This is a genomic window from Arthrobacter sp. efr-133-R2A-63, from assembly GCF_030209795.1.
Classification (GTDB): domain Bacteria; phylum Actinomycetota; class Actinomycetes; order Actinomycetales; family Micrococcaceae; genus Arthrobacter; species Arthrobacter bambusae_A.
Window position 1 is genome coordinate 117,678 of record NZ_JARVRG010000017.1, and the last position, 23,598, is coordinate 141,275.

Annotated in this window: 18 protein-coding genes and 1 pseudogene; 6 read left to right on the top strand and 13 right to left on the bottom strand. The window is 64.5% G+C overall.

Annotation, left to right across the window (positions count from 1 at the left end; genetic code table 11):
- Nucleotides 1-53 precede the first annotated feature (53 nt).
- Both QRN45_RS08645 and QRN45_RS08650 read left to right on the top strand, forming a co-directional pair.
- Complete coding sequence (locus QRN45_RS08645; protein WP_241709979.1) at nt 54-1,562, top strand: DUF349 domain-containing protein; 1,509 nt, start codon at nt 54-56, stop codon at nt 1,560-1,562.
- 93 nt (nt 1,563-1,655) lie between these two features.
- A complete protein-coding gene (locus QRN45_RS08650) occupies nt 1,656-2,300 on the top strand; it encodes a type IV toxin-antitoxin system AbiEi family antitoxin (protein ID WP_241709980.1) in 645 nt (214 codons plus the stop codon).
- Between the two features lie 11 nt (nt 2,301-2,311).
- Here QRN45_RS08650 and QRN45_RS08655 read toward each other — a convergent pair whose 3' ends face one another.
- From QRN45_RS08655 to pdxT, 9 genes are all read right to left on the bottom strand, one after another.
- Nucleotides 2,312-4,705, bottom strand: a complete 2,394-nt coding sequence (locus QRN45_RS08655; protein ID WP_078108975.1) for a RelA/SpoT family protein — start codon at nt 4,703-4,705, stop codon at nt 2,312-2,314.
- A gap of 149 nt (nt 4,706-4,854) precedes the next feature.
- Nucleotides 4,855-5,868, bottom strand: coding sequence for a protein translocase subunit SecF (secF, locus tag QRN45_RS08660; RefSeq protein ID WP_284762976.1), 1,014 nt, complete (start codon nt 5,866-5,868; stop codon nt 4,855-4,857).
- A complete protein-coding gene (secD, locus tag QRN45_RS08665; protein ID WP_241709982.1) occupies nt 5,868-7,622 on the bottom strand; it encodes a protein translocase subunit SecD in 1,755 nt (584 codons plus the stop codon). Before secD ends, secF begins: the two co-directional genes overlap by 1 nt.
- A gap of 109 nt (nt 7,623-7,731) precedes the next feature.
- A complete protein-coding gene (yajC, locus tag QRN45_RS08670; RefSeq protein ID WP_241709993.1) occupies nt 7,732-8,115 on the bottom strand; it encodes a preprotein translocase subunit YajC in 384 nt (127 codons plus the stop codon).
- A 190-nt stretch (nt 8,116-8,305) separates the two neighbouring features.
- Complete coding sequence (gene ruvB, locus QRN45_RS08675) at nt 8,306-9,382, bottom strand: Holliday junction branch migration DNA helicase RuvB (RefSeq protein WP_078108971.1); 1,077 nt, start codon at nt 9,380-9,382, stop codon at nt 8,306-8,308.
- Nucleotides 9,375-10,019: a Holliday junction branch migration protein RuvA gene (gene ruvA, locus QRN45_RS08680; RefSeq protein ID WP_284754937.1), complete on the bottom strand. Its 645-nt coding sequence runs from the start codon at nt 10,017-10,019 to the stop codon at nt 9,375-9,377. Before ruvA ends, ruvB begins: the two co-directional genes overlap by 8 nt.
- 103 nt (nt 10,020-10,122) lie before the next feature.
- The gene (ruvC, locus tag QRN45_RS08685; RefSeq protein ID WP_236810689.1) at nt 10,123-10,701 is read right to left on the bottom strand and encodes a crossover junction endodeoxyribonuclease RuvC; all 579 of its coding nucleotides are present in this window, start codon (nt 10,699-10,701) and stop codon (nt 10,123-10,125) included.
- Between the two features lie 44 nt (nt 10,702-10,745).
- Nucleotides 10,746-11,501, bottom strand: coding sequence for a YebC/PmpR family DNA-binding transcriptional regulator (locus QRN45_RS08690; protein WP_284762978.1), 756 nt, complete (start codon nt 11,499-11,501; stop codon nt 10,746-10,748).
- Nucleotides 11,502-11,504: 3 nt separating this feature from the next.
- Complete coding sequence (gene pdxT, locus QRN45_RS08695) at nt 11,505-12,206, bottom strand: pyridoxal 5'-phosphate synthase glutaminase subunit PdxT (RefSeq protein WP_078108967.1); 702 nt, start codon at nt 12,204-12,206, stop codon at nt 11,505-11,507.
- Nucleotides 12,207-12,306: 100 nt separating this feature from the next.
- On the opposite strand from pdxT, the gene QRN45_RS08700 reads away from it, so the two are divergent.
- From QRN45_RS08700 to QRN45_RS08710, 3 genes are read left to right on the top strand one after another with little or no spacing between them, the layout of a single operon-like run.
- Nucleotides 12,307-13,602, top strand: a complete 1,296-nt coding sequence (locus QRN45_RS08700) for a Mur ligase family protein (protein WP_284762980.1) — start codon at nt 12,307-12,309, stop codon at nt 13,600-13,602.
- The gene (locus tag QRN45_RS08705) at nt 13,599-14,351 is read left to right on the top strand and encodes a type 1 glutamine amidotransferase (RefSeq protein ID WP_284762981.1); all 753 of its coding nucleotides are present in this window, start codon (nt 13,599-13,601) and stop codon (nt 14,349-14,351) included. The genes QRN45_RS08700 and QRN45_RS08705 overlap by 4 nt, the downstream gene beginning before the upstream one ends.
- Before the next feature lie 49 nt (nt 14,352-14,400).
- Nucleotides 14,401-16,413, top strand: coding sequence for a M3 family metallopeptidase (locus QRN45_RS08710; protein ID WP_284762982.1), 2,013 nt, complete (start codon nt 14,401-14,403; stop codon nt 16,411-16,413).
- A 328-nt stretch (nt 16,414-16,741) separates the two neighbouring features.
- Here QRN45_RS08710 and pdxS read toward each other — a convergent pair whose 3' ends face one another.
- Nucleotides 16,742-17,668, bottom strand: a complete 927-nt coding sequence (gene pdxS / locus QRN45_RS08715) for a pyridoxal 5'-phosphate synthase lyase subunit PdxS (protein WP_078108963.1) — start codon at nt 17,666-17,668, stop codon at nt 16,742-16,744.
- 446 nt (nt 17,669-18,114) lie between these two features.
- Here pdxS and QRN45_RS08720 point away from each other — a divergent pair.
- Nucleotides 18,115-20,118: pseudogene (locus QRN45_RS08720) on the top strand (HNH endonuclease signature motif containing protein).
- A 65-nt stretch (nt 20,119-20,183) separates the two neighbouring features.
- Here the strand turns inward: QRN45_RS08720 and pgsA are convergent.
- Genes pgsA through thrS form a run of 3 tightly spaced genes read right to left on the bottom strand, consistent with a single transcriptional unit; the run spans nt 20,184 to nt 23,451 of the window.
- Nucleotides 20,184-20,813 (bottom strand): phosphatidylinositol phosphate synthase, encoded by a 630-nt coding sequence (gene pgsA / locus QRN45_RS08725; protein WP_264636425.1) that lies wholly within the window; start codon nt 20,811-20,813, stop codon nt 20,184-20,186.
- Nucleotides 20,806-21,411: an HIT family protein gene (locus QRN45_RS08730; RefSeq protein ID WP_264636424.1), complete on the bottom strand. Its 606-nt coding sequence runs from the start codon at nt 21,409-21,411 to the stop codon at nt 20,806-20,808. Before QRN45_RS08730 ends, pgsA begins: the two co-directional genes overlap by 8 nt.
- 30 nt (nt 21,412-21,441) lie before the next feature.
- The gene (gene thrS / locus QRN45_RS08735; protein ID WP_264636423.1) at nt 21,442-23,451 is read right to left on the bottom strand and encodes a threonine--tRNA ligase; all 2,010 of its coding nucleotides are present in this window, start codon (nt 23,449-23,451) and stop codon (nt 21,442-21,444) included.
- Nucleotides 23,452-23,598 lie beyond the last annotated feature (147 nt).

Consider the following 23,598-nt stretch of genomic DNA (forward strand, 5'->3'; position numbering starts at 1 on the left):
ACGGTCCACGGCGCATTACCTTAGTAATCCCTCCAAGCGAAAGACTTTTAGCGGTGACAGACAGTCAGAAATCCGACGAAACTGCAGTAGTGGCCAACGAAGAAGAGACTCAGGCGCCGGCGGCCGGGCAAACCGGCGTCGAATCAGCTGCCCCGGCAGACGACGCGGCCGAGTCCGCGCCGAAGCCTGCTTCTCCGGCACCGCGTCCTGCCCCCTCGCATGCGCCTTCTCCGGCGGCATTTGCTGCCCGCCCGAAAGCCTCGCCCAGCGTGATTCCGGCCGCGCCGGCGGCCCAGCCTACGGCTGTGTCCCTCGCGGAAGCCGCAAAGTGGGGGCGAGCCGAGGGTGATGGCCACGTCTTCCTGACCATCGACGGCGAAGAGCAGCCGGTGGGACAGTACCCGGGAGTGAGCACCGACGAGGCGCTGGGATACTTCGCCCGGAAGTACGACGACGTCGTGGCGCAGATCGTTTTGATGGAACACCGCGTGGAGTCCAAGGCCCCCGCAACCGACATGCAGAAGACGGTCGAGCACCTGCGCGAGCAGCTTGCCGAGCGGAACATGGTGGGCGACATTCGCACCGCGGAAGCCCGTCTCGATGCCCTGGCCGGACAGATTTCCGAGTTGGAGAAGTCAGAGAAGGCCGCGCACGACGCCGCCCGCTCCGCGGAACTCGCGGCACGCGAGGCGATCGTTGCCGAGGCCGAATCCATCGCGTCCCAGGATCCGTCCCAGGTGCAGTGGAAGACGTCGAGCGCCCGCATGAACGAACTCTTCGAGAGCTGGAAGACGGCCCAGAAGAACGGCATCCGGCTTGGCCGAAGCAACGAGGACGCCCTGTGGAAGCGGTTCCGCTCGGCGCGTACCGTCTTCGACCGCCACCGCCGCGCCTACTTCTCTCAGTTGGACAGCACCAACTCGGCCGCGAAGGTCGCCAAGGAACAGCTGATCGTCGAGGCAGAAGCACTCTCCAGCTCCACGGACTGGGGTTTCGCGGCCGGCGAATACCGCCGCCTCATGGATCAGTGGAAGGCAACTCCCCGTGCAAGCCGCAAAGACGATGACGCCCTCTGGCTCCGTTTCCGCGCAGCCCAGGACGTCTTCTTCAGCAACCGCCAGGCGGCCAACGACGAGATCGACCAGCAATACACTGCCAACCTTTCCGTCAAGGAAGAGCTCATCGTCGAGGCCCAGGCCCTGCTGCCGATCACGGACCTCAACGCTGCCAAGAAGGCCTTGCAGTCCATCCGTGACCGCTGGGAAGAAGCCGGAAAGGTCCCCCGCGCCGACATGGGCAGGATCGAAGCCGGCCTGCGCAAGGTCGAGGACGCCGTCCGCGACGCCGAAGAGGACAAGTGGCGCCGGAGCAATCCGGAGACAAAAGCCCGCACCAACAGCGCCCTGTCACAACTCGAGGCAGCCATCGCCGGCCTCAAGGAAGACTTGGAAAAGGCTGAAAAGGCCGGAGACCAGCGCCGCATCAAGAACGCCCGTGAGGCCCTTGAGGCCCGCGAGGCTTGGCTGGACCAGATCCAGCGTTCAGCGAGCGACCTCGCCTAGTAGTACAGCTTGATCCAACAGGCTCCGTCCCGGTTATCCACATAGCCGGGACGGGGCCTGTTCCCGTTGCTGCGGCCACGCAATGATTGCTGGATGGCCCCGAGAATACCGCCCTCGCAGCACCAGGTCGTCCCTGCCCAGGAACTGTACGCCCCTAGCCCCCTGTTCACGTGGGCCGAGCTGCAATCGATGGCCGCGGACGGTGTGCTGACCCCGCTCTACGAGAAGAGCTTCACGCCTCCCGGCCTGGTCGTCACGCCGAGGCTTCGCGCCCGCGCGGCCGCCCTGGTGGTTCCGGACCGTATTCGCAGGAAGGTCATTGCAGGCCGCATGACGGCAGCCTGGATCTACGGTTGCGCGGATGCTCCCGAAAAACTTTCGCTCCTGGTGGATGCCAAACACCGTATATCGAGCGTGCGTTCGGCCCGTGGCTGCATCCTGCATGAAGTCCGCTTGGGCCAACTGGACGTGGTCAGCATCGGCGGCCTGCTCGTGACCAGTCCGCTCCGGACGGCCGTCGATGTGGCGCTTCACGTCGAAGCGGACCGGGCCCTGCCCGCACTGAGAATGCTGCTGTCCCAAGAGGAACTGGGCGTCCGGCTGCGCCTCGTCACCCTCGCGGTGGAGGCGTCCGCGAGGGTGCCTCACAAAAAGGCTGCCTTGCGCAAGCTCGCCGCGCTGGCTCTGAGCGCTGACCCGCCGCCGGCCGGAGCATTCCAACCCAAGGAGGCCGCGTGAGATGCTTCGATTCAGCTTCTCCTGCGGTTCCCCGTGGTCCTGTAGACGTCGAAGACGCCGTCGATCCGGCGCACAGCGCTGAGTACATGGTGCAGGTACTTCGGGTCGCCCATTTCGAAAGCGAAGCGGGAGATGGCAACCCGGTCGCTGGACGTGTGCACCGAGGCTGCGAGGATGTTGACGTGGTTTTCGGACAGCACGCGGGTGACGTCCGAGAGCAACGACTTCCGGTCCAGTGCTTCCACCTGGATCTCAACGAGGAAGACGCTGGATTGGGTCGGTGCCCACTCGACCTCGACGATGCGATCGGGCTGGTCACGGAGATCCGAGACATTCGTGCAGTCCGTGCGGTGTACCGACACTCCCGAGCCCCGGGTCACGAACCCGAGGATCGGATCGGGCGGTACGGGCGTGCAGCAGCGGGCCAGCTTCACCCAGACATCCCCGACGCCCCTGACTATGACGCCGGAGTCCGAGTACCGGGTCTTCTGGAGTTGCGAGGGAATACTGACTTCGTCGAGGTCCTCATCGGGCGTCTCATGGCCTCCGAGGTGCTCCATGAGCTTTTCCATGACGGACTGCGCCGAAGTATGGCCGTCGCCCACACCGGCGTACAGGCCGGAAATGTCGACGTAGTGGAACTCCTCTGCCACCGTGGACAGGGCGTCATGCGTCATGAGTCGCTGCAAGGGCAGGTTCTGCTTGCGCATCGCCCGGGTCAGCTGGTCCTTGCCGCGCTCGATGGCCTCTTCGCGGCGTTCCTTGCTGAACCACTGGCGGATCTTGTTGCGGGCCCGGGCGCTCTTGACGAAATGCTGCCAGTCCTGGCTCGGTCCTGCGCCTTCGGCCTTGGAGGTGAAGATCTCCACCCAGTCGCCATGATTGAGTTCGCTGTTCAGCGGTACCAGCTTGCCGTTGACGCGCGCACCTATGGTCCGGTGCCCCACCTCGGTGTGGACCGCATAAGCGAAGTCCACAGGCGTCGATCCAGCCGGCAACGCCATGACTTCGCCCTTCGGGGTGAAGACGAACACCTCGCGGGCGTTGATCTCGAAACGGAGCGAATCCAGGAACTCGCCCGGATCCGACGTTTCCTGCTGCCAGTCGACCAAGGAACGCAACCAGCCCATGTCGCCGTCCTTCGGGCTCCCCGGGCCGACGGCGGTCCGGTTGGGCTGGTCCTTGTACTTCCAGTGCGCTGCGACGCCATACTCCGCGCGGCGGTGCATTTCGTGCGTGCGGATCTGGATCTCGACGGGCTTGCCACCAGGGCCGATGACCGTGGTGTGCAGGGACTGGTACATGTTGAACTTCGGCATGGCGATGTAATCCTTGAACCGCCCCGGCAGGGGGTTCCACCGCGAATGCAAGGTGCCAAGAGCCGCATAACAGTCACGGACGGAATCCACCAGGACGCGCACGCCCATGAGGTCGTTGATGTCGTCGAAGTCCTTGTCCCGGACGATCATCTTTTGGTAGATCGAGTAGTAATGCTTGGGGCGGCCCGTGATCGTGGCCTTGATGCGTGCGACCCGCAGGTCTTCGGCAATCTGGTTGCGGATGACGCTCAGGCTCTTCTCGCGTTCCGGAGTACGGTCCCCCACCATCCGGACGATCTCCTCGTACACCTTCGGGTACAAGGCGGCGAAAGACAGATCCTCAAGTTCCCATTTGATGGTGTTCATGCCGAGGCGGTGGGCCAGCGGCGCAAAGATCTCCAGGGTTTCGCGTGCTTTGCGTGCAGACGACTCTGCGGAAACAAAACGCCAGGTGCGGGCATTGTGCAGGCGGTCCGCAAGCTTGATCATGAGCACGCGGATGTCCTTGGCCATGGCCACAACCATCTTGCGGACAGTCTCGGACTGCGCGGCCTCACCGAACTGGACTTTGTCGAGCTTGGTGACACCGTCCACGAGCATCGCGACTTCCGGGCCGAAATCACGGGTCAGGTCAGCGAGGGTGTAGGGAGTGTCCTCCACAGTGTCGTGCAACAGCGCGGCGGCCAGGGTTGTTCCGGTGAGCCCCAGTTCCGCGAGGATCGTGGCCACCGCCACGGGGTGCGTGATGTACGGATCGCCGCTCTTCCGCTTCTGCCCCTGGTGGCTGCGTTCGGCCACCGTGAAGGCACGTTGGATCAGATCGAGGTCTTCCTTGGGGTTGTTGGCCCTGACCGTCCGCAGCAGCGGTTCGAGGATGGGCGAATAGGTGCTCGCGCCCCGTCCGGTCAATTTCGCCAGCCTGGAACGCGTCCGCTCGCGCCGTCCGGGGAACGTCGGGCGCACGCCCGGGCTGTCCACGGGCACACCATCGACGGTGCTGCCCGTAGCTGCAGTTGCGGTGCCGGGCACGCGGCTCAGGCCGTCCTCTCCGCCCGCCGGCGGCGCCGACGTCGTACGTTCCTCCACAAAAGCACCTCTCACGACTGACTTAATTCTCCCAGTCTATTCCCGCGGTAGACCTCTCCAAGAACCGGTACCCAGATGACGGAACCGGGAACGAAAAAGGCCGGTCACCGCTTTTCAGCGGTGACCGGCGCTTCGAGGGGAAAACGAGGCTAAACGGCCGCGGCTTCCGGGTTCGAGCTGGCGGCTGCCGCTCGTCGGGTAGCGACCTTCTTGGCCTGCTTCTGCAGCTCGGGTTCGCTCTGGCGCAGCCAGGCGTAGAGCGGAGCCGCGATGAAGATCGTCGCCGCGGTACCGATCAGGATGCCGACGAACAACGCGAGGGACAGGTCGCGGAGCGTGCCGGCGCCGAGCAGCCCGGCACCGATGAAGAGAATCGCGGCGACCGGCAATACTGCCACCATCATGGTGTTGATGGAGCGCACCAACGTCTGGTTGACGGCGAGGTTGACCTCTTCGGCAAAAGTGCGACGGCTGGAGGTGGTGATGTCCGAGGTGTTTTCACGGATCTTGTCGAAAACAACCACGGTGTCATACAAGGAGTAACTGAGCACCGTCAGGAAGCCGATGATGGCTGACGGGGTCACTTCGAAATCGCTCAAGGAGTAGACACCGGCCGTGGTGAACATCGTCACCAGCATGCCGGCGAGGGCAGAGACAGACATCTTCCAGGTGCGGAAGTACAAAGCCATCAAGAGAGCAGCCAGGCCTACGAACACCGCGAGGCCAATGAGGGCCTGCTTGGTCACGTCCTGCCCCCAGGTCGGGCCGATGAACGTCGAGGTCACCTGGCTTTCGGTGACGCCGTAGACCTTTGCGAGGTCCGTTTTGAGCTTGACGGTCTGGTCATCGCTGAGTTTGTCCGTCTGGATACGCATGGTGTTGCCTGCGACGTTGGCGACGCGCGGAACCGCACCGGGAACGACGTCGTGGACGGCCTTCTCACCCGGGGCTGAATCCGTGGTCTTCACGTTGGATACCGTGAACTCGGAACCGCCCCGGAAGTCGATTCCGAGGTTGTAGCCGCCCTTGACCACCGGCAGGAGGATGGAGATCGCCACTGCCACTGTGGCGATGATGAACCAGATCTTCTTGCTGGAGACGAAGTTGTAAGAGCGCTTGCCCGTGTAGAGCTCGTTGCCGAACTTTGCGAAGCTCGTGGTCATTACTTCTCCTCCTTGGTGCCGTTGGAAGAACCAGCCAGCTGGGCTTGCTTTTCGGCAAGCCGACGTTCGGCGATAGTCATGCGGCGCTCGGCTTCAGCGGCAGCACCGGTGTTGCGGGCGCGGACGACGGCGGGCTTCTCGGTCGGCGTGCGGAGCCTGCCGGCACCGAGGTAGAGCGGCACGGCGCCCAGTCGCTCGGGGTCGAGGCCTGAGAAGCGGTGTCCTTCGCCGAAGAACTTCGTCTTGGCCAGCACCTGGAGCGTCGGGTGCGTGAACATGAACACGACCAGGAGGTCTGCCAACGCGGTGAGGCCAAGGGTGAAGGCGAAGCCGCGGACGTTTCCAACAGCGACGAAATACAACACCAAGGCAGCGAGCAGGTTGACGGCCTTGGAGGCAAGGACCGTCCTCTTGGCGCGCCTCCAACCGTTCGCGACGGCGGACACGAGGCCCTTGCCCTCACGAAGTTCGTCACGGATGCGTTCGAAGTACACGATGAAGGAGTCCGCTGTTTGGCCGATAGCCACGATGAGACCTGCCACACCGGCCAAGGACAGCCGGTAGTTCTCAGTCCACCCAAGGATCGCGATCGCGAGGTAGGTGAGTCCACCGGCCACCACGAGGGAGAGGATCGTGACGAAGCCCAGGGCCCGGTACTGGAACAGCGAATAGACCACCACAAGCAGGAGCCCGATCACACCGGCCAACAGGCCAAGGCGCAACTGCTCGCCACCGAGGGTTGCGGAAATCTGCTCTTCGGACTGGATATCGAAGCTGATGGGCAACGCGCCGTAGCGAAGCTGGTCCGACAATGCCTGCGCGGACGCCTGCGTGAAGTTGCCTGTAATCTGCGGCTTGCCATCGGTGATCACGGCGAGGGCACGCGGTGCGGAAATGACCTGGTCATCCAGGACGATGGCGAACTGGGCCTTGGGGTCGTTGCCGCCCTGGGCCTGCGATGCCACGTAGAACTGGTTGAGCCGCTGCGTCACGTCCTTGAAGGTCTTGGTGGCGTTGGCGTCGAACGTGATCGTCACGCCCCATGCATTGGTCACCGAGCCCTGTGCGCCCTGGACGGGGTCGAAGGAGGACGACACGATGTCCTGGCCCTTCACTTCAACCGGGCCAAGGATGTACTTGACGGCGGGAGTCGTGGCCGTTGCCGGCTCGCAGGTCACCAGAGGCTTGGCCGGATCCGACCGCGGCTGCTTGTCCTGCGCAGGATTGGCGCAGTCCAAGGCTTCGAAGGCTTTGTAGACGTCCGCCGTGACCCAGTTGCTGTCGCTGGCGTTGGTTGGCGCAGCCGTTGGCTTGGGCAGGCTGGCATCAGGCGTCCGCGATGCCACCGGAACGGGAGCAGGATCGCCGGTGGTGATCACCGGTCGGAAGTTCATGTCGGCAGATGCCTGGATCAAGGCACGGGTTTCCGAACTTGGCGTCCCGGGAAGGCTCACCACGACGTTACGGCCGGACTGCGTGGTGATTTCCGCTTCGGCAACGCCGGAGCTGTCAACGCGCTGTCGGATAATCGCAACGGCTTGGTTCAACTGTTCTTCGTTGATGCCGGTGGATCCTTCGACCTTGGGCGCGAGGATCATTTGCGTGCCGCCCTCAAGGTCAAGCGCAAGCTTGGGAGCCCAGCTTGCGTGACCGGTGATGACGCCGCCCCCGAGGACTGCTGTCAGTACAGCGAATATTGCGACAAGCCAGATCAGCACCCTGCGGGCTGCATTTTTGTGGCCGGTTCGTGCCATGTTCGATCTTCCTGTTGATGACGGAACAGCCGCCGACGTGCACTTGTGAGCGCAGGCCGGCGGCGATTCATTGCCGTAGAGCTATTCCCGCTTGTAGAGCGGGTACGGGCTAGCTGTCCTTCTTGCCCTCGTCGTTGAGGCGCCTGAGGGTTTCCTCCGGGGTTTCCGAGGATGCCGACGCCTCGGCATCAGCGGCCGTCAGCGACGACGCGTCGTCCGGGACGTCAACCGGGGTTTCCTCGACAGGCTCAACGATCTTGGTAACGGCCTGGCGGTGCACCGTGGCGAGGTTGCCCGGTGACAGCTCAAGGACAACCTTGTTCTCAGCGTCGTCCATCGCGACAATTCGGCCGAACAGGCCGAAACTGGTCATGACCTCAACGCCGGGGGCGAACTGGGATTGCAGCTTGGCCTGCTGTTGCTGCGTCTTCTTGTTGCGGCGGAACATCATGAAGATGAAGACGCCGAGCATGGCAAACAGCAGGATTGTCATTGGATCCACAGGGAAGTTCCGTTCTTTACTTACGTTTTTGGTTTCACGGCCATGTCTGCCCGGTGGATCCGGCGGCCGTGGAGCTTTCGCCCGCGTGGCCGCACAATGCTCCGACGGGCGGGCACAGAACCAAGGACTCGAACGTGCCGAGTGTCATACCAGTCTAGAGGGTTAAGCTGAATGGATCGTGCTATCGGCCGGTGTCGATGCTTTCAGCGCCGTTTTCGCTGTCCTCGAACAGGGCGAGGGGATCCTGCCCGAACACTCCTGCCGGCACCGCATATCCAAGGTGCGTCCATGCTGACGCCATGGCGATCCGGCCGCGCGGCGTCCGGCCCAATAGGCCTTCGCGCACCAGGTACGGCTCAGCGACCGTTTCCACAGTCTCCGGCTCTTCCCCGACGGCGATTGCAAGGGTGGAGAGCCCCACCGGACCACCGTTGAACTTGAGGATCAGCGCTTCCAGCACGGCACGGTCCAAGCGGTCCAATCCACGCTGGTCCACCTCGTACATGTCCAACGCCGCGGAGGCTGCACGCGCATCGATCTGTTCGATGCCGTGAACCAAAGCCCAGTCCCGGACGCGGCGCAGCAGCCGGTTGGCGATGCGCGGAGTTCCGCGGGAACGGCCCGCGATCTCGCTGAAGCCGGCGGAATTGACCTTGAGATCTAGCAGTCCGGCCGAGCGGCGCAGCACCAGTTCGAGCTCCGCCACGGAATAGAACTCCAGATGCCCCGTGAAACCAAAGCGGTCACGCAGCGGTCCAGGCAGCAATCCGGCCCTCGTGGTGGCCCCGACGAGGGTGAAGGGCGGCAACTCAAGCGGGATGGCAGTGGCGCCGGCGCCCTTGCCCACCACGATGTCCACACGGAAGTCCTCCATGGCCATGTAGAGCATTTCCTCTGCGGGCCGGGACATCCGGTGGATTTCATCGAGGAAGAGGACTTCACCCTCCGAAAGCGAAGAGAGGATGGCCGCGAGGTCTCCGGCATGCTGGATGGCCGGCCCGCTGCTGATACGCAAGGGAGCGTTCATCTCGGCGGCGATAATCATGGAGAGCGTGGTCTTCCCGAGCCCCGGAGGGCCCGACAGCAGGACGTGGTCCGCGCTGCGGCCGCGCATCCTCGAGGCTTCCAGGACGAGCGAGAGTTGCTTGCGGACGCGGTGCTGGCCCACGAAGTCGTGGAGGTTCTTCGGGCGCAGTGCTGCCTCGATGATGCGCTCTTCGGGTTCCTCTCCCCCGGTAACGAGGGATTGCTCAGCCACGGCTGCCTACCCGGTTTCCGGCTCGGGCGCCGTCCTGCCCAAGCCAGCGAAGTGTTGCTCGCAGGATCTGGGCGACGTTGCCGGCGTCGGCGAGTTCCGGGGAATCGGCCATAGCCTTGTCGATGCTCCCGGCGGCGTCCTTTTCCGACCAGCCGAGGCTCGTCATGGCAGCTACCACCTGGGGCTTCCACACGGACTCCGCAGCGACGGCGGGGGCAGCCCCCGGAGCGGTGCCGTGGGGTACGAGCTTGCCCGCAAGCTCGAGGACGATCCGGCCGGCCACCTTCGGACCGATGCCCGGCACCTTGGTGAATGACTTGGCGTCACCGGAGTGGGCGGCGACGCGGATCGCCTCGGGCTCATGGACGGCGAGGACTGCGAGGGCCAGCCGCGGTCCCACACCGCTCACACTGAGTAGGACATCGAAAACTTCCCGTTCGTCGTCGTTCGAGAAACCAAAGAGCGTCAGGGAGTCCTCCCGGACGATCAACGAAGTGAACAGCTTCGCTTCCTCGCCGACATGCAGGTGGCTGAGGGTTTGGGGCGTGGCGTAGACGCTCATTCCGGCGCCGTTGAGATCGATGACGGCCGTGGAGAGACTGACGTGTGCCACGGTTCCGCGGAGAAAACTGATCAAGACCCGGCTCCTGAAGTACTGCCCCGTGCATGCTGCGCTTGCATCCAACACGCGGGAGCTATCCGAACATATCTACGAATACCCTAGCAAGGGCCGCCGACAATTACCGGCCGCGGCGCGCTTTCGCTTCGGCTTCCGCCCATGCCCGCTGGGCCGGCGTGAGCGCGCTGCTCCCCGGTCCGGTGGTGGCAACGGCGGCGCCGCTCCCGGCCCGCCACGCGTGCGTGACGGCGAGGGCCAGCGCGTCCGCGGCGTCGGCCGGACGGGGCGGGGCGTCCAGGCGCAGGATCTTGGTGATGAGCTTGGTCACCGCCTCCTTGTTGGAGGTGCCGCTGCCCGTGACGGCGGCTTTGACTTCCGACGGCGTGTGAAGCGCCACCGGGATGCCGCGCCGCGCTGCCGCCGCGATGACCACCCCGGACGCTTGGGCCACGCCCATGACAGTGCTGACGTTCAACTGGGAGAAGACCCGTTCGACCGCAAGAACGTCTGGCTTGTACAGGTCCAGCCATTCGTCGATGGCCTTGGCGATGACCAGCAGGCGCTGGTCCAATGATTGTTCCGGGGAGGTTCCCACGACGCAGACGGCCACCATGGTGGCGCGCCTGTTCCGTTCGACGTCGACCACTCCGATGCCGCAACGGGTGAGGCCCGGATCGACTCCTAGTACGCGAAGAGTCAAGTCCGGGCCTCCCTGTTGGTTGTCAGGCTATGTCGCAAAAAACATTATTCGGCTTCGAGCGCAGCCTGGACTTCCTCGCTCATGTCCGCGTTGGTGTAGACGTTCTGCACGTCGTCGAGATCCTCGAGGGCGTCGACGAGCTTCATGAACTTCTTGGCACCGTCGACGTCAAGCGGTACCTGCATGGACGGGACGAATTCAGCTTCGTCCGTCTCGTATTCGATGCCGGATTCCTTGAGGGCTTCGCGGATGGCCTGCAGATCGGTGGGTTCCGAGTGGATTTCCCAGTTGTCGCCGCTGTCCTTGACTTCCTCGGCGCCTGCGTCAAGCACGGCCATCAGGATGTCGTCTTCGCTGAGACCGTTCTTGGGCAGGTTGACGACGCCCTTGCGGGTGAAGAGGTAGCTCACGGAGCCGGGGTCGGCGATGGTGCCCCCGTTGCGGGAGATGGCCAGCCGGACCTCGGAGGCGGCACGGTTCTTGTTGTCCGTGAGGCACTCGATCAGGAGGGCCGAACCCTGCGGGCCGCGGGCTTCGTACATGATTTCCGTGTAGTCGACCACTTCGCCGGTGAGCCCGGCTCCGCGCTTGATGGCGCGGTCGATGTTGTCAGCGGGGACCGACGTCTTCTTGGCCTTGGTGACGGCTAGCTCCAGGCTCGGGTTGCCGGCAAGGTCCGGTCCGCCCATGCGGGCCGCGACTTCGATGTTCTTGATCAGTTTGGCGAACGACTTGGCCCGGCGGCTATCGAGGATGGCCTTCTTGTGCTTGGTCGTCGCCCATTTGGAGTGGCCTGACATGCTTTAAACTTCCCCTCTGATCATTCGAATAAACAATTCATGCACGCGCTTCTCCCCAGTCACTTCCGGGTGGAAGGAGGTGGCCAGCAACCGACCTGAGCGCACTGCAACAATTCTAGCCAACCCGTGCAAAGTGTCCGTGTGGCTGGCTTTTCCCGGTTCCACCTGGGCAAGGATTTCGACGCCCGGACCGACGCGCTCCACCCATGGTCCCCGGATGAAGACGGCATGGACGGGGTCGACGCCGGACTCGCCGGCGCTGAACTCGAGGCCCTTGAAGTCAAGGTCGGTTTCGAAAGACTCCCGCTGCCGGCCGAACGCGTTGCGGCGGACCGTGATGTCCAACCCGCCGAAAGTCTGCTGCGGATTCCCGGCGAGGTCCGTGGCGGGATCTGCGATGTCGTCAGCCAGGAGGATCATTCCGGCGCAGGACCCATAGACCGGCAGCCCGGACGCGATCTGCTTACGGATCGGATCCGCGAGTTCGAAGATGCGCGCCAGCTTGTCGATGGTGGTGGACTCGCCGCCGGGAATGATGAGGCCGTCAATGTCGTCGAGTTCCGCCGGACGCCGGATGCCGACGCCGGTGGCGCCGGCCGCTTCGACGGCGTGGATGTGCTCACGAAAATCGCCTTGTAGTGCGAGGACGCCGATGCGCAGGCCCGTGCCCACGCTTGATGACGCCTCGGAAGGGGGATTGGTCATTCGACCATCATAATGCGCCGCCGCTGCAGGCCTCGCCCCGTGGTGGCACCGCAGGCTTGCGGCACGTGGTTTATGCACCAACTGGGATATATTACAGAGCATGTTTTCGTTCACCGTTCCGCTCGGCAAGCTGGTCCGTGCTGTGTCCCGGCTTCGCGGCGGGGGTTCGGCTTTGCCGGGCCTCGTGGTCGAGAAGATCGACCCCGGCTTCATGCAGAGGACGCTGTCCTCGCTCCCCCACGGTGTGGCTGTGGTGAGCGGGACCAACGGCAAGACCACCACCACCAAAATGGTCGTGGAACTCCTGGAAAGCCAAGGCCTCAAGGTCTTCACCAACCGGACGGGCAGCAACTTCACCCGGGGAGTGGCAGCTGCGCTCCTGGGTGAGGTGGACTGGCGCGGCAGGCTGGACGCCGACGTCGCGGTGTTGGAACTCGACGAGGCACATGCCGTGCATTTCGTGAACAAAGTGCCGCCGCGCTACTGCCTTCTCCTCAACGTCCTGCGGGACCAGCTGGACCGCTTCGGCGAAATCGACGCCACCGCGTTGCTTCTCCAGCGCATCGCCGAGCGAACTACAGGCACCGTGGTCTTGAACCGCGAGGATCCCCGGGTCGCCCGTATCGCGGCAGCCGTCAGCGGCCCCGAGGTGCTCTACTTCGGATTGGACCAATCGCTCCGCAGCACCTTCCCGAACGACGACGACATGCGGGCCGTGGCTCCGGGAACCAGCCCCCTCGGTGACGTGCCCGCCTCCCCGGAGGCCGACGTCGTACTCCGCCGGGTGGGTGCCGACGACGCCGACTTCGAGTTCGACGGAACCCGCGTCGCGACCCACATGAAGCTCCGCGGCGTCTACAACATCTTCAATGCAGCCGCCGCCTTGGTGCTCGCCAGGAGCATCACCGGGGCAAGCGGCAGGCCCGGCGATGCCGCGAAGCTCGTCAAGGCGCTCTCCGAGGTGGCTCCGGCGTTCGGCCGTGGGGAAAGCCTGACGGTGGATGGCCAGCCTCTTGAGTTGGTCCTGGTGAAGAACCCGAGTGGTTTCCGCCTGGGCCTCAAGTCCTTCCCGGCGAAGGGCTACGCGTCCATGATCGCCATCAACGACAACTACGCCGACGGCCGCGACATGTCCTGGCTCTGGGACGTTGAGTTCGACTCCCTGCGCGAGGATGGCGTCGAAGTACTCACCGGTGTCCGTGCCTACGACATGGCCCTGCGCCTGCAATACGACGAGGTCCGTTTCGGTTCAGTGAACACCGACATCCCTGCGGCCTTGGCTGAATTCATCCGGGGCTCGGCCGGCAAGCCCAAACGCGTGTTCTGCACCTACACCGCGATGTTGGCCATCCGGCGCGAACTCTCCAAAATCACCACAGTAGAGGTGGTCTCATGACCCCGGCCGAAGACACCGCCCCCCACGCCAGCAAGGGCACCATCCGGGTCCTGCAGTTGTACCCCCGTGAGATGAACATCTACGGGGACTGGGGAAACGCGCTCGTCCTGCGGCAGCGCCTGCTTTGGCACGGCTACACGCCTGAACTCCTTGAGTACAACGTGGGTGACGACTTTCCCGAGGATGTCGACCTCATTGTGGGCGGCGGCGGGCAGGACAGCGGCCAGGTAGTCATCCAGGAAGATCTCCAGGCACGCGCCGAGCAACTCCGCGAGATGGCCGAGGACGGAACGCCCATGCTGGTTATTTGCGGGCTCTACCAACTCTTCGGCAAGTTTTTCAAGACGAAGAGCGGCCCTGTCATCCCGGGCATCGGCATCCTTGACGTCGAGACGGTCGGCACCGACGAACGCCTCATCGGGAATGTCACCCTCACCTCGTCCGAGTTCGGGGAAATCCTCGGCTACGAGAACCACAGCGGACAAACCTCGTTGGGCCCCGGTGTCGAGCCCCTCGGCACCGTGTCCAAAGGTGCCGGCAACAACAGCAAGGACAACCACGAGGGTGCCCGGCACCGGAATGTTGTTGCCAGCTACTTGCACGGTTCCTTGTTGCCCAAGAATCCTGCCATCGCCGATTTCCTGATCCGGACCGCCGTCGAACGCAAGTACGGTGCTTTCGTTCCCGGAACGCCCGACGACGACTTTGCCCGCCTCGCGCGCGAACATGCGGCGCGGCGGCCGCGCTAACACGAGGAAAAGCGTTGTGGGCGGGGACCTCGCATGAAAGGGTTGCTTCATGACGAACCCTCTCTTGGAGCCGAGCACCCTTCCCTTCGGATTGCCGCCCTTCGCAACGATCCAGGACAACCACTACGCCGAAGCTGTTGAAGCGGGCCTCGCTGAGCATCTGGCCGAGATCCAGTCCATCGTGGACAATCCGGAGCCTGCATCCTTCGAAAACACGGCGGTGGCGATGGAACGCTCCGGCCGGCTGCTGGAGCGTGCAGCGGCAGCCTTCTTCACCCTGGTTTCCGCCGACGCCTCCGACGCCATCCGGGAACTCGAAACCGAGCTGTCTCCCCGTTTCGCGAGCCACCAGGACGCGGTCTACCTCAATCGCGGACTTTTCGAACGATTCGCAGCCGTCGACACCTCGGGCCTCGATGACGAATCCCTCAGGCTGGTCCAGGAGTACCTCCGGGAATTCCGCCAGTCGGGGATCCACCTTGATCCGGCCGACCAGGAAAAGCTCAAAAGCCTCAATGCGGAACTCTCCCGTTTGGGAACGGAGTACGGGCAACGCGTCAAGGAAGCCATGAAGGACGCCGCGCTTGTGGTGGAGGACGCCACGGAACTCGCGGGCCTCCCTGCGGACGACATTGCCAGTGCCGCCGAGGCAGCACGCGCTGCCGGGCACGAGGGAAAATACCTCCTGACCCTCATACAGCCGAGCAACCAGCCTGCTCTGGCTTCATTGCAAAACCGCGAGCTTCGCCGTCGCCTGTATGAGGCATCCATTGCGCGAGGCAGCGACGGCGGCAGCCTGGACGTCATGGAACTGGCGAAGGCGATGGTGTGTTTGAGGGCCGAGAAGGCGGGCCTGCTCGGGTTCGGCAACTACGCCGAACTCGTCCTGGAACGCCAGACTGCCCCTGATTTCGCGGCCGTGCAGACGATGCTGAACCGCCTCGCCCCTGCCGCTGTCCGCAACGCCGACGCCGAAGCGGCTGCATTGGCGGAGAGCGCGGGGCACCCGTTGGAAGCGTGGGACTGGGCCTACTACTCCTCGAAGGTCCGGAGGGAGCGGTATGAGGTGGACGAACAGCTGCTGCGGCCCTATTTCGAATTGGACCGGGTACTCGTGGACGGCGTGTTCTTCGCAGCTACGAGCCTCTTCGGGATGACTTTCCACGAGCGGAAAGACCTTGAGGGGTACCACCCCGACGTCCGCGTTTGGGAGGTACGGAACGAGGACGGCTCCGAGCTCGGCCTCTTCCTGGGCGACTACTACGCGCGGGACTCCAAGCGCGGCGGCGCCTGGATGAACTCGCTCGTCGAACAATCAGCACTGCTGGGGACCAAGCCGGTGGTCATCAACAACCTGAACATCTCCAAACCGCCGGCCGGAGAACCGACACTGCTCACCCTGGACGAAGTCCGCACCACGTTCCACGAGTTCGGCCATGCCCTGCACGGGCTCTTCTCCAACGTCACGTATCCGCGGTTCTCCGGAACCTCGGTCCCCCGGGACTTCGTCGAGTATCCGTCGCAGGTCAACGAGATGTGGATCATGTGGCCGGAAATCATCGGCAACTACGCGCGCCACTACGCCACCGGAGAGCCGCTCCCCCAAGACACCATTGACCGCCTCAACGAGTCCAGGCTCTGGGGCGAGGGTTTCGCCACCACCGAGTACCTCGGCGCAGCCCTCCTGGACCTGGCCTGGCATGTCCTGGACGTGGACGGTGTTCCGCAGGATGCTCAGGACTTCGAGGCCAAGGCATTGGCAGCCGCAGGCGTGGCGCACTCCCTCATACCGCCCCGGTACCGCACGGGGTATTTCCAGCACATCTTCGCCGGGGACTTCTACGCTGCCGGGTACTACTCCTACATCTGGAGTGAAGTGCTGGACGCGGAAACGGTGGACTGGTTCACGGAAAACGGCGGGCTGCTGCGCGAGAACGGCGAACGATTCCGCTCGGAGCTGCTCTCCCGTGGCAACAGCCAGGATCCGCTGGAATCCTTCCGCACGCTCCGTGGCCGCGATGCTGCCCTCGAGCCGCTCCTGAAGCGTCGCGGCCTCCAGTAGCCAGCGGGTCTACCCAACTGACTCGCAGTAGTTGTCGTTTTGGAGCCTCAGAACGACAACAACTGCGAGTCAGTTGGGTTAACGTACGACGCCGGTCGGTCACCGAAAAGGTGACCGACCGGCGTCGTACTTCTACTGACTGAAAGGCGTCGGACGGTGTGATCCGGCTGCGCGCGTAAAAGGGCCCCCGCCCTTAGCCGCCGCAAAGCCGCGGCAGCGAAACGGGGGGAATAGCGCGCCGAGGATCAGCGCCGTCCGGTGCACCAACCAAGCGCGCAGACATCTGCGCTGTCCGGCGTGCCAACAGAGCGCGCCGGTTAACTAGGATTTACCAGCCGCGCTCGGCGAGGCGGTGGGGTTCGGGGATTTCCTCGACGTTGATGCCGACCATGGCTTCGCCCAGGCCGCGGGAGACCTTGGCGATGACGTCGGGGTCGTCGAAGAACGTGGTGGCCTTCACGACGGCGGCGGCACGCTGGGCCGGGTTGCCGGACTTGAAGATGCCCGAACCAACGAACACGCCGTCCGCGCCGAGCTGCATCATCATCGCAGCGTCGGCCGGGGTGGCGATGCCGCCGGCGGTGAAGAGGACGACGGGGAGCTTGCCGGTAGCGGCGATTTCCTTGACGAGTTCGTACGGTGCCTGCAGTTCCTTGGCCGCGACGTAGAGTTCGTCCTCGGGCAGGGTGGAGAGGCGGAGGATCTCGGCGCGGATCTGTCGCATGTGGGTGGTGGCGTTGGAGACGTCGCCTGTGCCGGCCTCGCCCTTGGAGCGGATCATGGCCGCGCCCTCGTTGATGCGGCGCAGCGCCTCGCCGAGGTTGGTGGCACCACAGACGAAGGGAACGGTGAAGTTCCACTTGTCGATGTGGTGGGTGTAGTCGGCGGGGGTCAGGACCTCGGACTCGTCGATGTAGTCAACACCGAGGGACTGCAGGACCTGGGCTTCGACGAAGTGGCCGATGCGGGCCTTGGCCATGACGGGGATGGACACGGCGGCGATGATCTGGTCGATCATGTCCGGGTCCGACATGCGGGACACGCCGCCCTGGGCGCGGATGTCGGCGGGAACGCGCTCGAGCGCCATGACGGCCACGGCACCGGCATCTTCGGCGATGCGGGCCTGCTCGACGTTGACGACGTCCATGATGACGCCGCCCTTGAGCATCTCGGCCATGCCGCGCTTGACGCGGTTGCTGCCCGTAACGCTGGCTGCGGACGAACCGGCTTCGTTGCTTACATCAGGTGTAGACACAAAAACCCCTATGGGTAGATAGAAGACCTTGGCCGGGGGCGCAGGCGGACAGGGGCCACACACAGCGCGCACCGGATTTCCAGGTCACATTGACCAAGTAACTTCAATACTAGTCCCCTGCGCTGTGCCCGTCGTACTTGGTTACCCGCCTCTGCCACGCACTTCCGCCGGCACCGGCGGGGCTTCGCGCAGCGGGTGATATGGGTCCCGCGTGTCGCGGATACTTCAGGTGCATTGATGGCAGCGGATTGGTTGACGATGCAAAGGCGCAGGAATCTGTCTTCGGCAATTGTGAGGGCAACACCGGGCCGGTCGCGGAGGCGATCCGGGTTCATTGGGACCTCAACAGCTAGTACTTGGGGCGTGTTTTCCTTGTTTTCGCTTTTCTCGTCGGCGGGTGGCAGCGTGGGGGCTTAATTGTCAGTGCCTCGTGACAGGGTTTAGTCATGGAAGGCACCGGTCACCTCACCGCCCCTCGGGCGGCCGCGCCCGACGGCGGGAACCCGTCGCCGGGGCGCGTGGCCCGCCGCCTGAAGCCTGTCGCCGCCCGCCATGCCCGGCTCCAATACGCAGCCCAGTTCGCAGCCCGGCTTCAAAACCCGGCCCGGTTCCAACACGCTGCGCAGCACCAGAACCTGGCCCGGCTCGAAAGCCCTGCGCAGCACCAAAACCTGGCCCGGTTCCAAAGCCCTGCGCAGCACCCAAACCCGGTCCGGCTACAAGACCCTGCGCAGTTCGAAAGCCCTGCGCAGTTCGAAAGCCCTGCGCAGCACCCAAACCCGGTCCGGTTCGAAAGCCCGGCGGCCGGCGGGCCGCTGCCCGCGGGCGGTCTTGATCAGGCGGTGGCGGTAATGGATGCGCTGCGCTCAACCGCTCCCGCCGACACCCGCCTGTTCGGTTTCCCTGAAGCCGCGGATTTCGCCGGCCGGGTCGAGGAGATCGCCCGGTCGGTGGAGTTCCTGCAGATCCTCGCGGCCCAGGCCGTGGAACGGACACGGCGCGAAGCCCGGGCCGCACGGCACCCCTGCCCGGCTCCGGGGTGGAGGACCGGCTGGACCGAACCCACCACAAGCGGCACGGCAGACACGGCCGACGCGGCCGACGCGGCCGACGCGGCGACTGACGCCGAGCCGGGAACTGACGCCGACACAGCAACCGCGGCAGGTGCGCCGGGGTCCATGGCCGGCCTCGCCGAAGCCGCCGACCCGGTCCATGACGGGTACCGGAACGCCGCCGAATTCCTGCGCGCCAGGCTGCGGATCGGCATCAGCGAAGCACGGCGCCGGCTCACCCTGGCCGAAAGCGTGCTCCCGCAGACAGGAATCACCGGACAAGACCTCCCCGCACGCCACCCGGTCCTCGCCGCGGCCCTGTCCGCCGCGGCCGTGCCGTCCCGCTCGGCCACCCTCATCAGCATCGCCCTGGACCAGGTACGCCACCACGCCGACCCGGACACCATCGGGCAGATGGAACACTCCCTGACCCGGACCGCCCTGGAAAGCGATCCCGACTTCGTGCACCGGATGGCCAAACGCTGGGTCGACGCCATCGACCAGGACGGAACCGAACCCAGCGAGGAAGAACTGCGCCACCGCCAAGGAGCATTCATCCGCACACCCCGCCACGGCCTGCACCACCTGGAAATCTTCGCCACCGCCGAACAAATCGAAACCCTCGCCACCGCCATGAACACCGCCGCCAACCCCCGCCTCCAACACCACACCGGCACCGGCACCGGCACCGGCGGCGAGGGAGCACAGGACACGGATTCAGGGGACACCGGCCCGGGCGGCGACAGCAACAGCGACGGCGCGCACCCCGGCCTGGACCGCCGCTCCCGCCCCCAGAAACTCCTCGACGGACTCGTCGGCGCCTGCAGTATCGCCCTGGCCACCGGCGAACTGCCGGCCAACGGCGGCCTCCGCCCCCAGGTCATGGTCACCATCGACTACCAGGACCTGCTCAACCGCCTCCAACACCACACCCCCGGCACCACAAACCCCGGCGCAGCAAACGCCCGGCCCGGCACCGGGGCCGCCACGTTCCACGGCCCGATCCACCCCACGGCCATCCGCAAAATCGCCTGCGACGCCGACATCATCCCCGTCCTGCTCGGCAGCGAGGGCCGCGTCCTGGACATCGGCCGCACCACCAGGATTTTCCCGCCCCACATCCGCAAAGCCATCATCGCCCGCGACCAAGGCTGAGCCTTCCCCGACTGCACAATCCCCGCACCCTGGTGCGAAGCCCACCACATCACCTACTGGACCAACGAAGGCACCACCTCAACCGACAACGGCACCCTGCTCTGCAGCCACCACCACGTCATCCACAAAGAACACTGGACCATCTCCACCGAAACCGGCGTGCCATGGTTCACACCCCCACCCCACCTCGACCCCCGCCAAACACCCCGACGCAACCACCACTTCAGACCCACCCGCACATAAAGCTGCCCCGGACATGAGCGTGCCCCGACACGAAACGCGCCGGGGCAGCAAAATGATCAGAGGGCTTAAGCGGGAGTCCCGCCGTCGACGTCTGCCATCGCCTGTTCGCGGACGGCCGCCATCCTTTGGACGACGGTGACTGCCGTGGCGGCGGCGAGGATGACGAGGGTCACCAGCAACACGACGGAAGGCAATCCCAGCCCGGTCAATCCGGTGACGAGGAGCACCGAGATGAGCCGCTCCGCGCGCTCGGCGATGCCCACATTGGCGTAGAAGCCCAGAGATTCAGCCTTGGCGCGGGCGTACGAAACCACCATCCCGAGCACTAGACAGGCCAGAGACGCGACGGCAATCGCGCTGTTCCCGCCCCCGGTGAAGAACCAGATCGCGACGCCGGCGAAAATGGCGCCGTCAGCCAGTCGATCCAGCGTCGAATCGAGAAAATTTCCCCACGGACCGCTGCGACCCTGCTCCCGCGCCATGATGCCATCCACGACGTCGGATAGCGCGAATACGGCGATCAGCAGCGAACCCCACCAAAGCTGGCCGAGGGGGTAGAGAATCAGGGCGCCGAGAACTACTCCGGCGGTCCCGACGACGGTGACGGCGTCAGGCGAGACCCCCACTTTGAGCAGGAACCGGGCAAGGGGCGAGAACAGCCCGGTGAAGAACCCTCGGGCGTGCCGATTAAGCATCCGGCTCCCCGGATAGTTCCGATTCCTCCGGCCACGCGTCCGCCACCTGCTGCCGGACCTCCGCGAGGGTCTGGGTGATGGCTTTCGTCTGGGCGATGATCGGGAAGAAGTTTCCGTCCCCACCCCAGCGCGGAACCACGTGCTGATGCAGGTGGGCGGCGATTCCCGCGCCGCCGGCTACACCCTGGTTCATGCCCAGGTTGAAGCCGCTCGGGTTGGCCACCTTCCTCAGCACCCGCATTGCGGTCTGCGTGAGCTCGGCCATTTCCGCGGTTTCCTGCACCGTGATGTCCGTGTAGTCCGGAACATGCCGGTACGGGCACACCAGCAAATGACCGGGGTTGTAAGGGAACAGATTGAGCACCACGTAGCACGTCCTGCCGCGGCGGACGATGAGGGCCTCCTCGTCCGTGCGGCTTGGAGCCACGCAGAACGGGCAGTCCTCGTTATCGAACTGGTTCTGCCCGCCCTTGATGTAGGCCAGGCGGTGCGGCGTCCACAAGCGTTGGAAGGCATCGGGAACACCTGCCAGGCCGAAGTCATCAGTCACTTCGGCATCGCCCGGATAGTCAGCTGTCACGCCCGTGTTCTCCTGCACTGTTTCCTGTCCCCCGAAGCGTCCGACTCGTCAGCTCTCGCGGTTCTTGACGGCGTCCACAATCCTGCGGACGGCCTCGGCAACGGGCACGCCGTTGTCCTGGCTGCCATCACGGAAGCGGAACGAGACTGCGCCTGCCTCTGCGTCCTCTCCGCCGGCAATGAGGACGAAGGGAATCTTGTCCTTGCTGGCAGTGCGGATCTTCTTCGGGAAGCGGTCGGAGGAAATGTCCACCTCGGCACGGATGCCCGCAGCCTTGAGCTGGCCAACGACGTCGAACATGTAGTCGTTGAACGCCTCCGCCACCGGAATGCCAACCACCTGCACGGGCGAAAGCCATGCCGGAAATGCTCCCGCATAGTGCTCAGTCAGGACGCCCATGAACCGCTCCACCGAGCCGAACAGAGCGCGGTGGATCATGACCGGACGCTGGCGGGTGCCGTCGGCCGCCTGGAATTCCAGTTCGAACCGCTCGGGCAGGTTGAAGTCCAGCTGGATGGTGGACATCTGCCAGGTGCGGCCCAGGGCGTCCTTGGCCTGCACGGAGATCTTGGGACCGTAGAACGCGGCTCCACCCGGATCCGGGACCAGCTCCAGTCCCGACGCCTCGGCTACTTCTGCCAGGGTACGGGTGGCTTCCTCCCAGGCCGCGTCCTCGCCAACGAACTTGTCCTCGTTCTTGGTGGACAGTTCAAGGTAGAAGTCGTCCAGGCCGTAGTCCTTGAGCAGTCCGAGGACGAAGTTCAGGGTGGTGGTGAGCTCGTCCTTCATCTGCTCGCGGGTGCAGTAGATGTGGGCATCGTCCTGTGTCATGCCGCGCACACGGGTCAGGCCGTGGACAACACCGGATTTCTCGTAGCGGTACACAGAGCCGAATTCGAAGAGCCTGAGGGGCAGTTCCCGGTAGGAGCGTCCGCGCGAACGGAAGATGAGGTTGTGCATGGGGCAGTTCATCGGCTTCAGGTAGTAGTCCTGGCCCGGCTTGCGGACAGTGCCGTCGTCGTTCAATTCCGCGTCGATGTGCATCGCCGGGAACATGCCTTCCTTGTACCAGTCAAGGTGGCCGGAAACCTCGTAGAGGTGTCCCTTGGTGATGTGCGGGGTGTAGACGAACTCGTATCCGGCGTCGACGTGGCGTTGGCGCGAATAGTCCTCCATCGCCTTGCGGATGATCCCGCCCTTGGGGTGGAATACCGGCAGGCCCGAACCCAGCTCATCCGGGAAGGAAAACAGGTCCAGCTCCGCTCCGAGCTTGCGGTGATCGCGGCGCTCGGCCTCGGCGATGCGCTCCTGGTAGGCCTTCAGCGCGTCTTTGGTGGGCCAAGCGGTGCCGTAGATACGCTGCAACTGCTGGTTGTTCTGGTTGCCGAGCCAGTACGCCGCCGAGGAGCGGGTCAGGGCGAAGGCGTTGGAGATCAGTTTGGTGTTGGGCAGGTGCGGGCCGCGGCAAAGATCGCACCAGACGCTTTCACCGCTCTTGCGGTCCACGTTGTCGTAGATGGTGATGTCCCCGGCGCCCACCTCGACGTTGACGCCTTCGCCGGCGTCGGCGGCGTCGTTCTTCTTGCCCAGCAGTTCGAGCTTGTAAGGCTCACCCTTCATGGCTTCACGGGCTTCGTCCTCGGTGACGACGCGGCGCACGAACCTCTGGTTCTGGTTGATGATCTTCTGCATCATCTTCTCGAGCTGGCGCAGGTCCTCGGGAGTGAAAGGCTCGGCAACATCGAAGTCGAAGTAGAAGCCGTCCGTGATATAGGGGCCGATTCCGAGCTTGGCATCCGGGCGAAGCTGCTGCACGGCCTGGGCCATGACGTGTGCGGTGGAGTGGCGCAGGACGTTCAGGCCATCCGGCGAGTCGATGGTGATGCCGTCAACCTGGGCACCCTCGGGCAGCACCTGGTCGAGGTCCTTGAGTTCGCCGTCGACACGGGCAACCACGACGTCGCGGCGCTCAAAGAAGAGTTCCGCGCCGGTGGTCCCCTCCGTCACCTTGGTCTCTTCGCCATCGACGATGAGGGTGATCTGCTGGGCATCTGACACGGGTGTCTCCTATTCATTGATACGGCTTCATAGCTTGTGGCGTACGGGGACCACAGCCAGCCATCGTCCATCGTATCCGCTCCGGCTGAGGCAGCCAAAGAAGGCACGGACGTGCCGTTCTTCGTCGAGGAGATCCGTGCCGCACGG

Bases quoted from the DNA above. Each gene is read 5' to 3' on its own strand.
- QRN45_RS08650 (WP_241709980.1), top strand. From the start codon at position 1,656: ATGGCCCCGAGAATACCGCCCTCGCAGCACCAGGTCGTCCCTGCCCAG.
- secF (WP_284762976.1), bottom strand. From the start codon at position 5,868: ATGACCACGAGCTTCGCAAAGTTCGGCAACGAGCTCTACACGGGCAAG.
- secD (WP_241709982.1), bottom strand. From the start codon at position 7,622: ATGGCACGAACCGGCCACAAAAATGCAGCCCGCAGGGTGCTGATCTGG.
- yajC (WP_241709993.1), bottom strand. From the start codon at position 8,115: ATGACAATCCTGCTGTTTGCCATGCTCGGCGTCTTCATCTTCATGATG.
- QRN45_RS08690 (WP_284762978.1), bottom strand. From the start codon at position 11,501: ATGTCAGGCCACTCCAAATGGGCGACGACCAAGCACAAGAAGGCCATC.
- pdxT (WP_078108967.1), bottom strand. From the start codon at position 12,206: ATGACCAATCCCCCTTCCGAGGCGTCATCAAGCGTGGGCACGGGCCTG.
- QRN45_RS08700 (WP_284762980.1), top strand. From the start codon at position 12,307: ATGTTTTCGTTCACCGTTCCGCTCGGCAAGCTGGTCCGTGCTGTGTCC.
- QRN45_RS08705 (WP_284762981.1), top strand. From the start codon at position 13,599: ATGACCCCGGCCGAAGACACCGCCCCCCACGCCAGCAAGGGCACCATC.
- QRN45_RS08710 (WP_284762982.1), top strand. From the start codon at position 14,401: ATGACGAACCCTCTCTTGGAGCCGAGCACCCTTCCCTTCGGATTGCCG.
- pgsA (WP_264636425.1), bottom strand. From the start codon at position 20,813: ATGCTTAATCGGCACGCCCGAGGGTTCTTCACCGGGCTGTTCTCGCCC.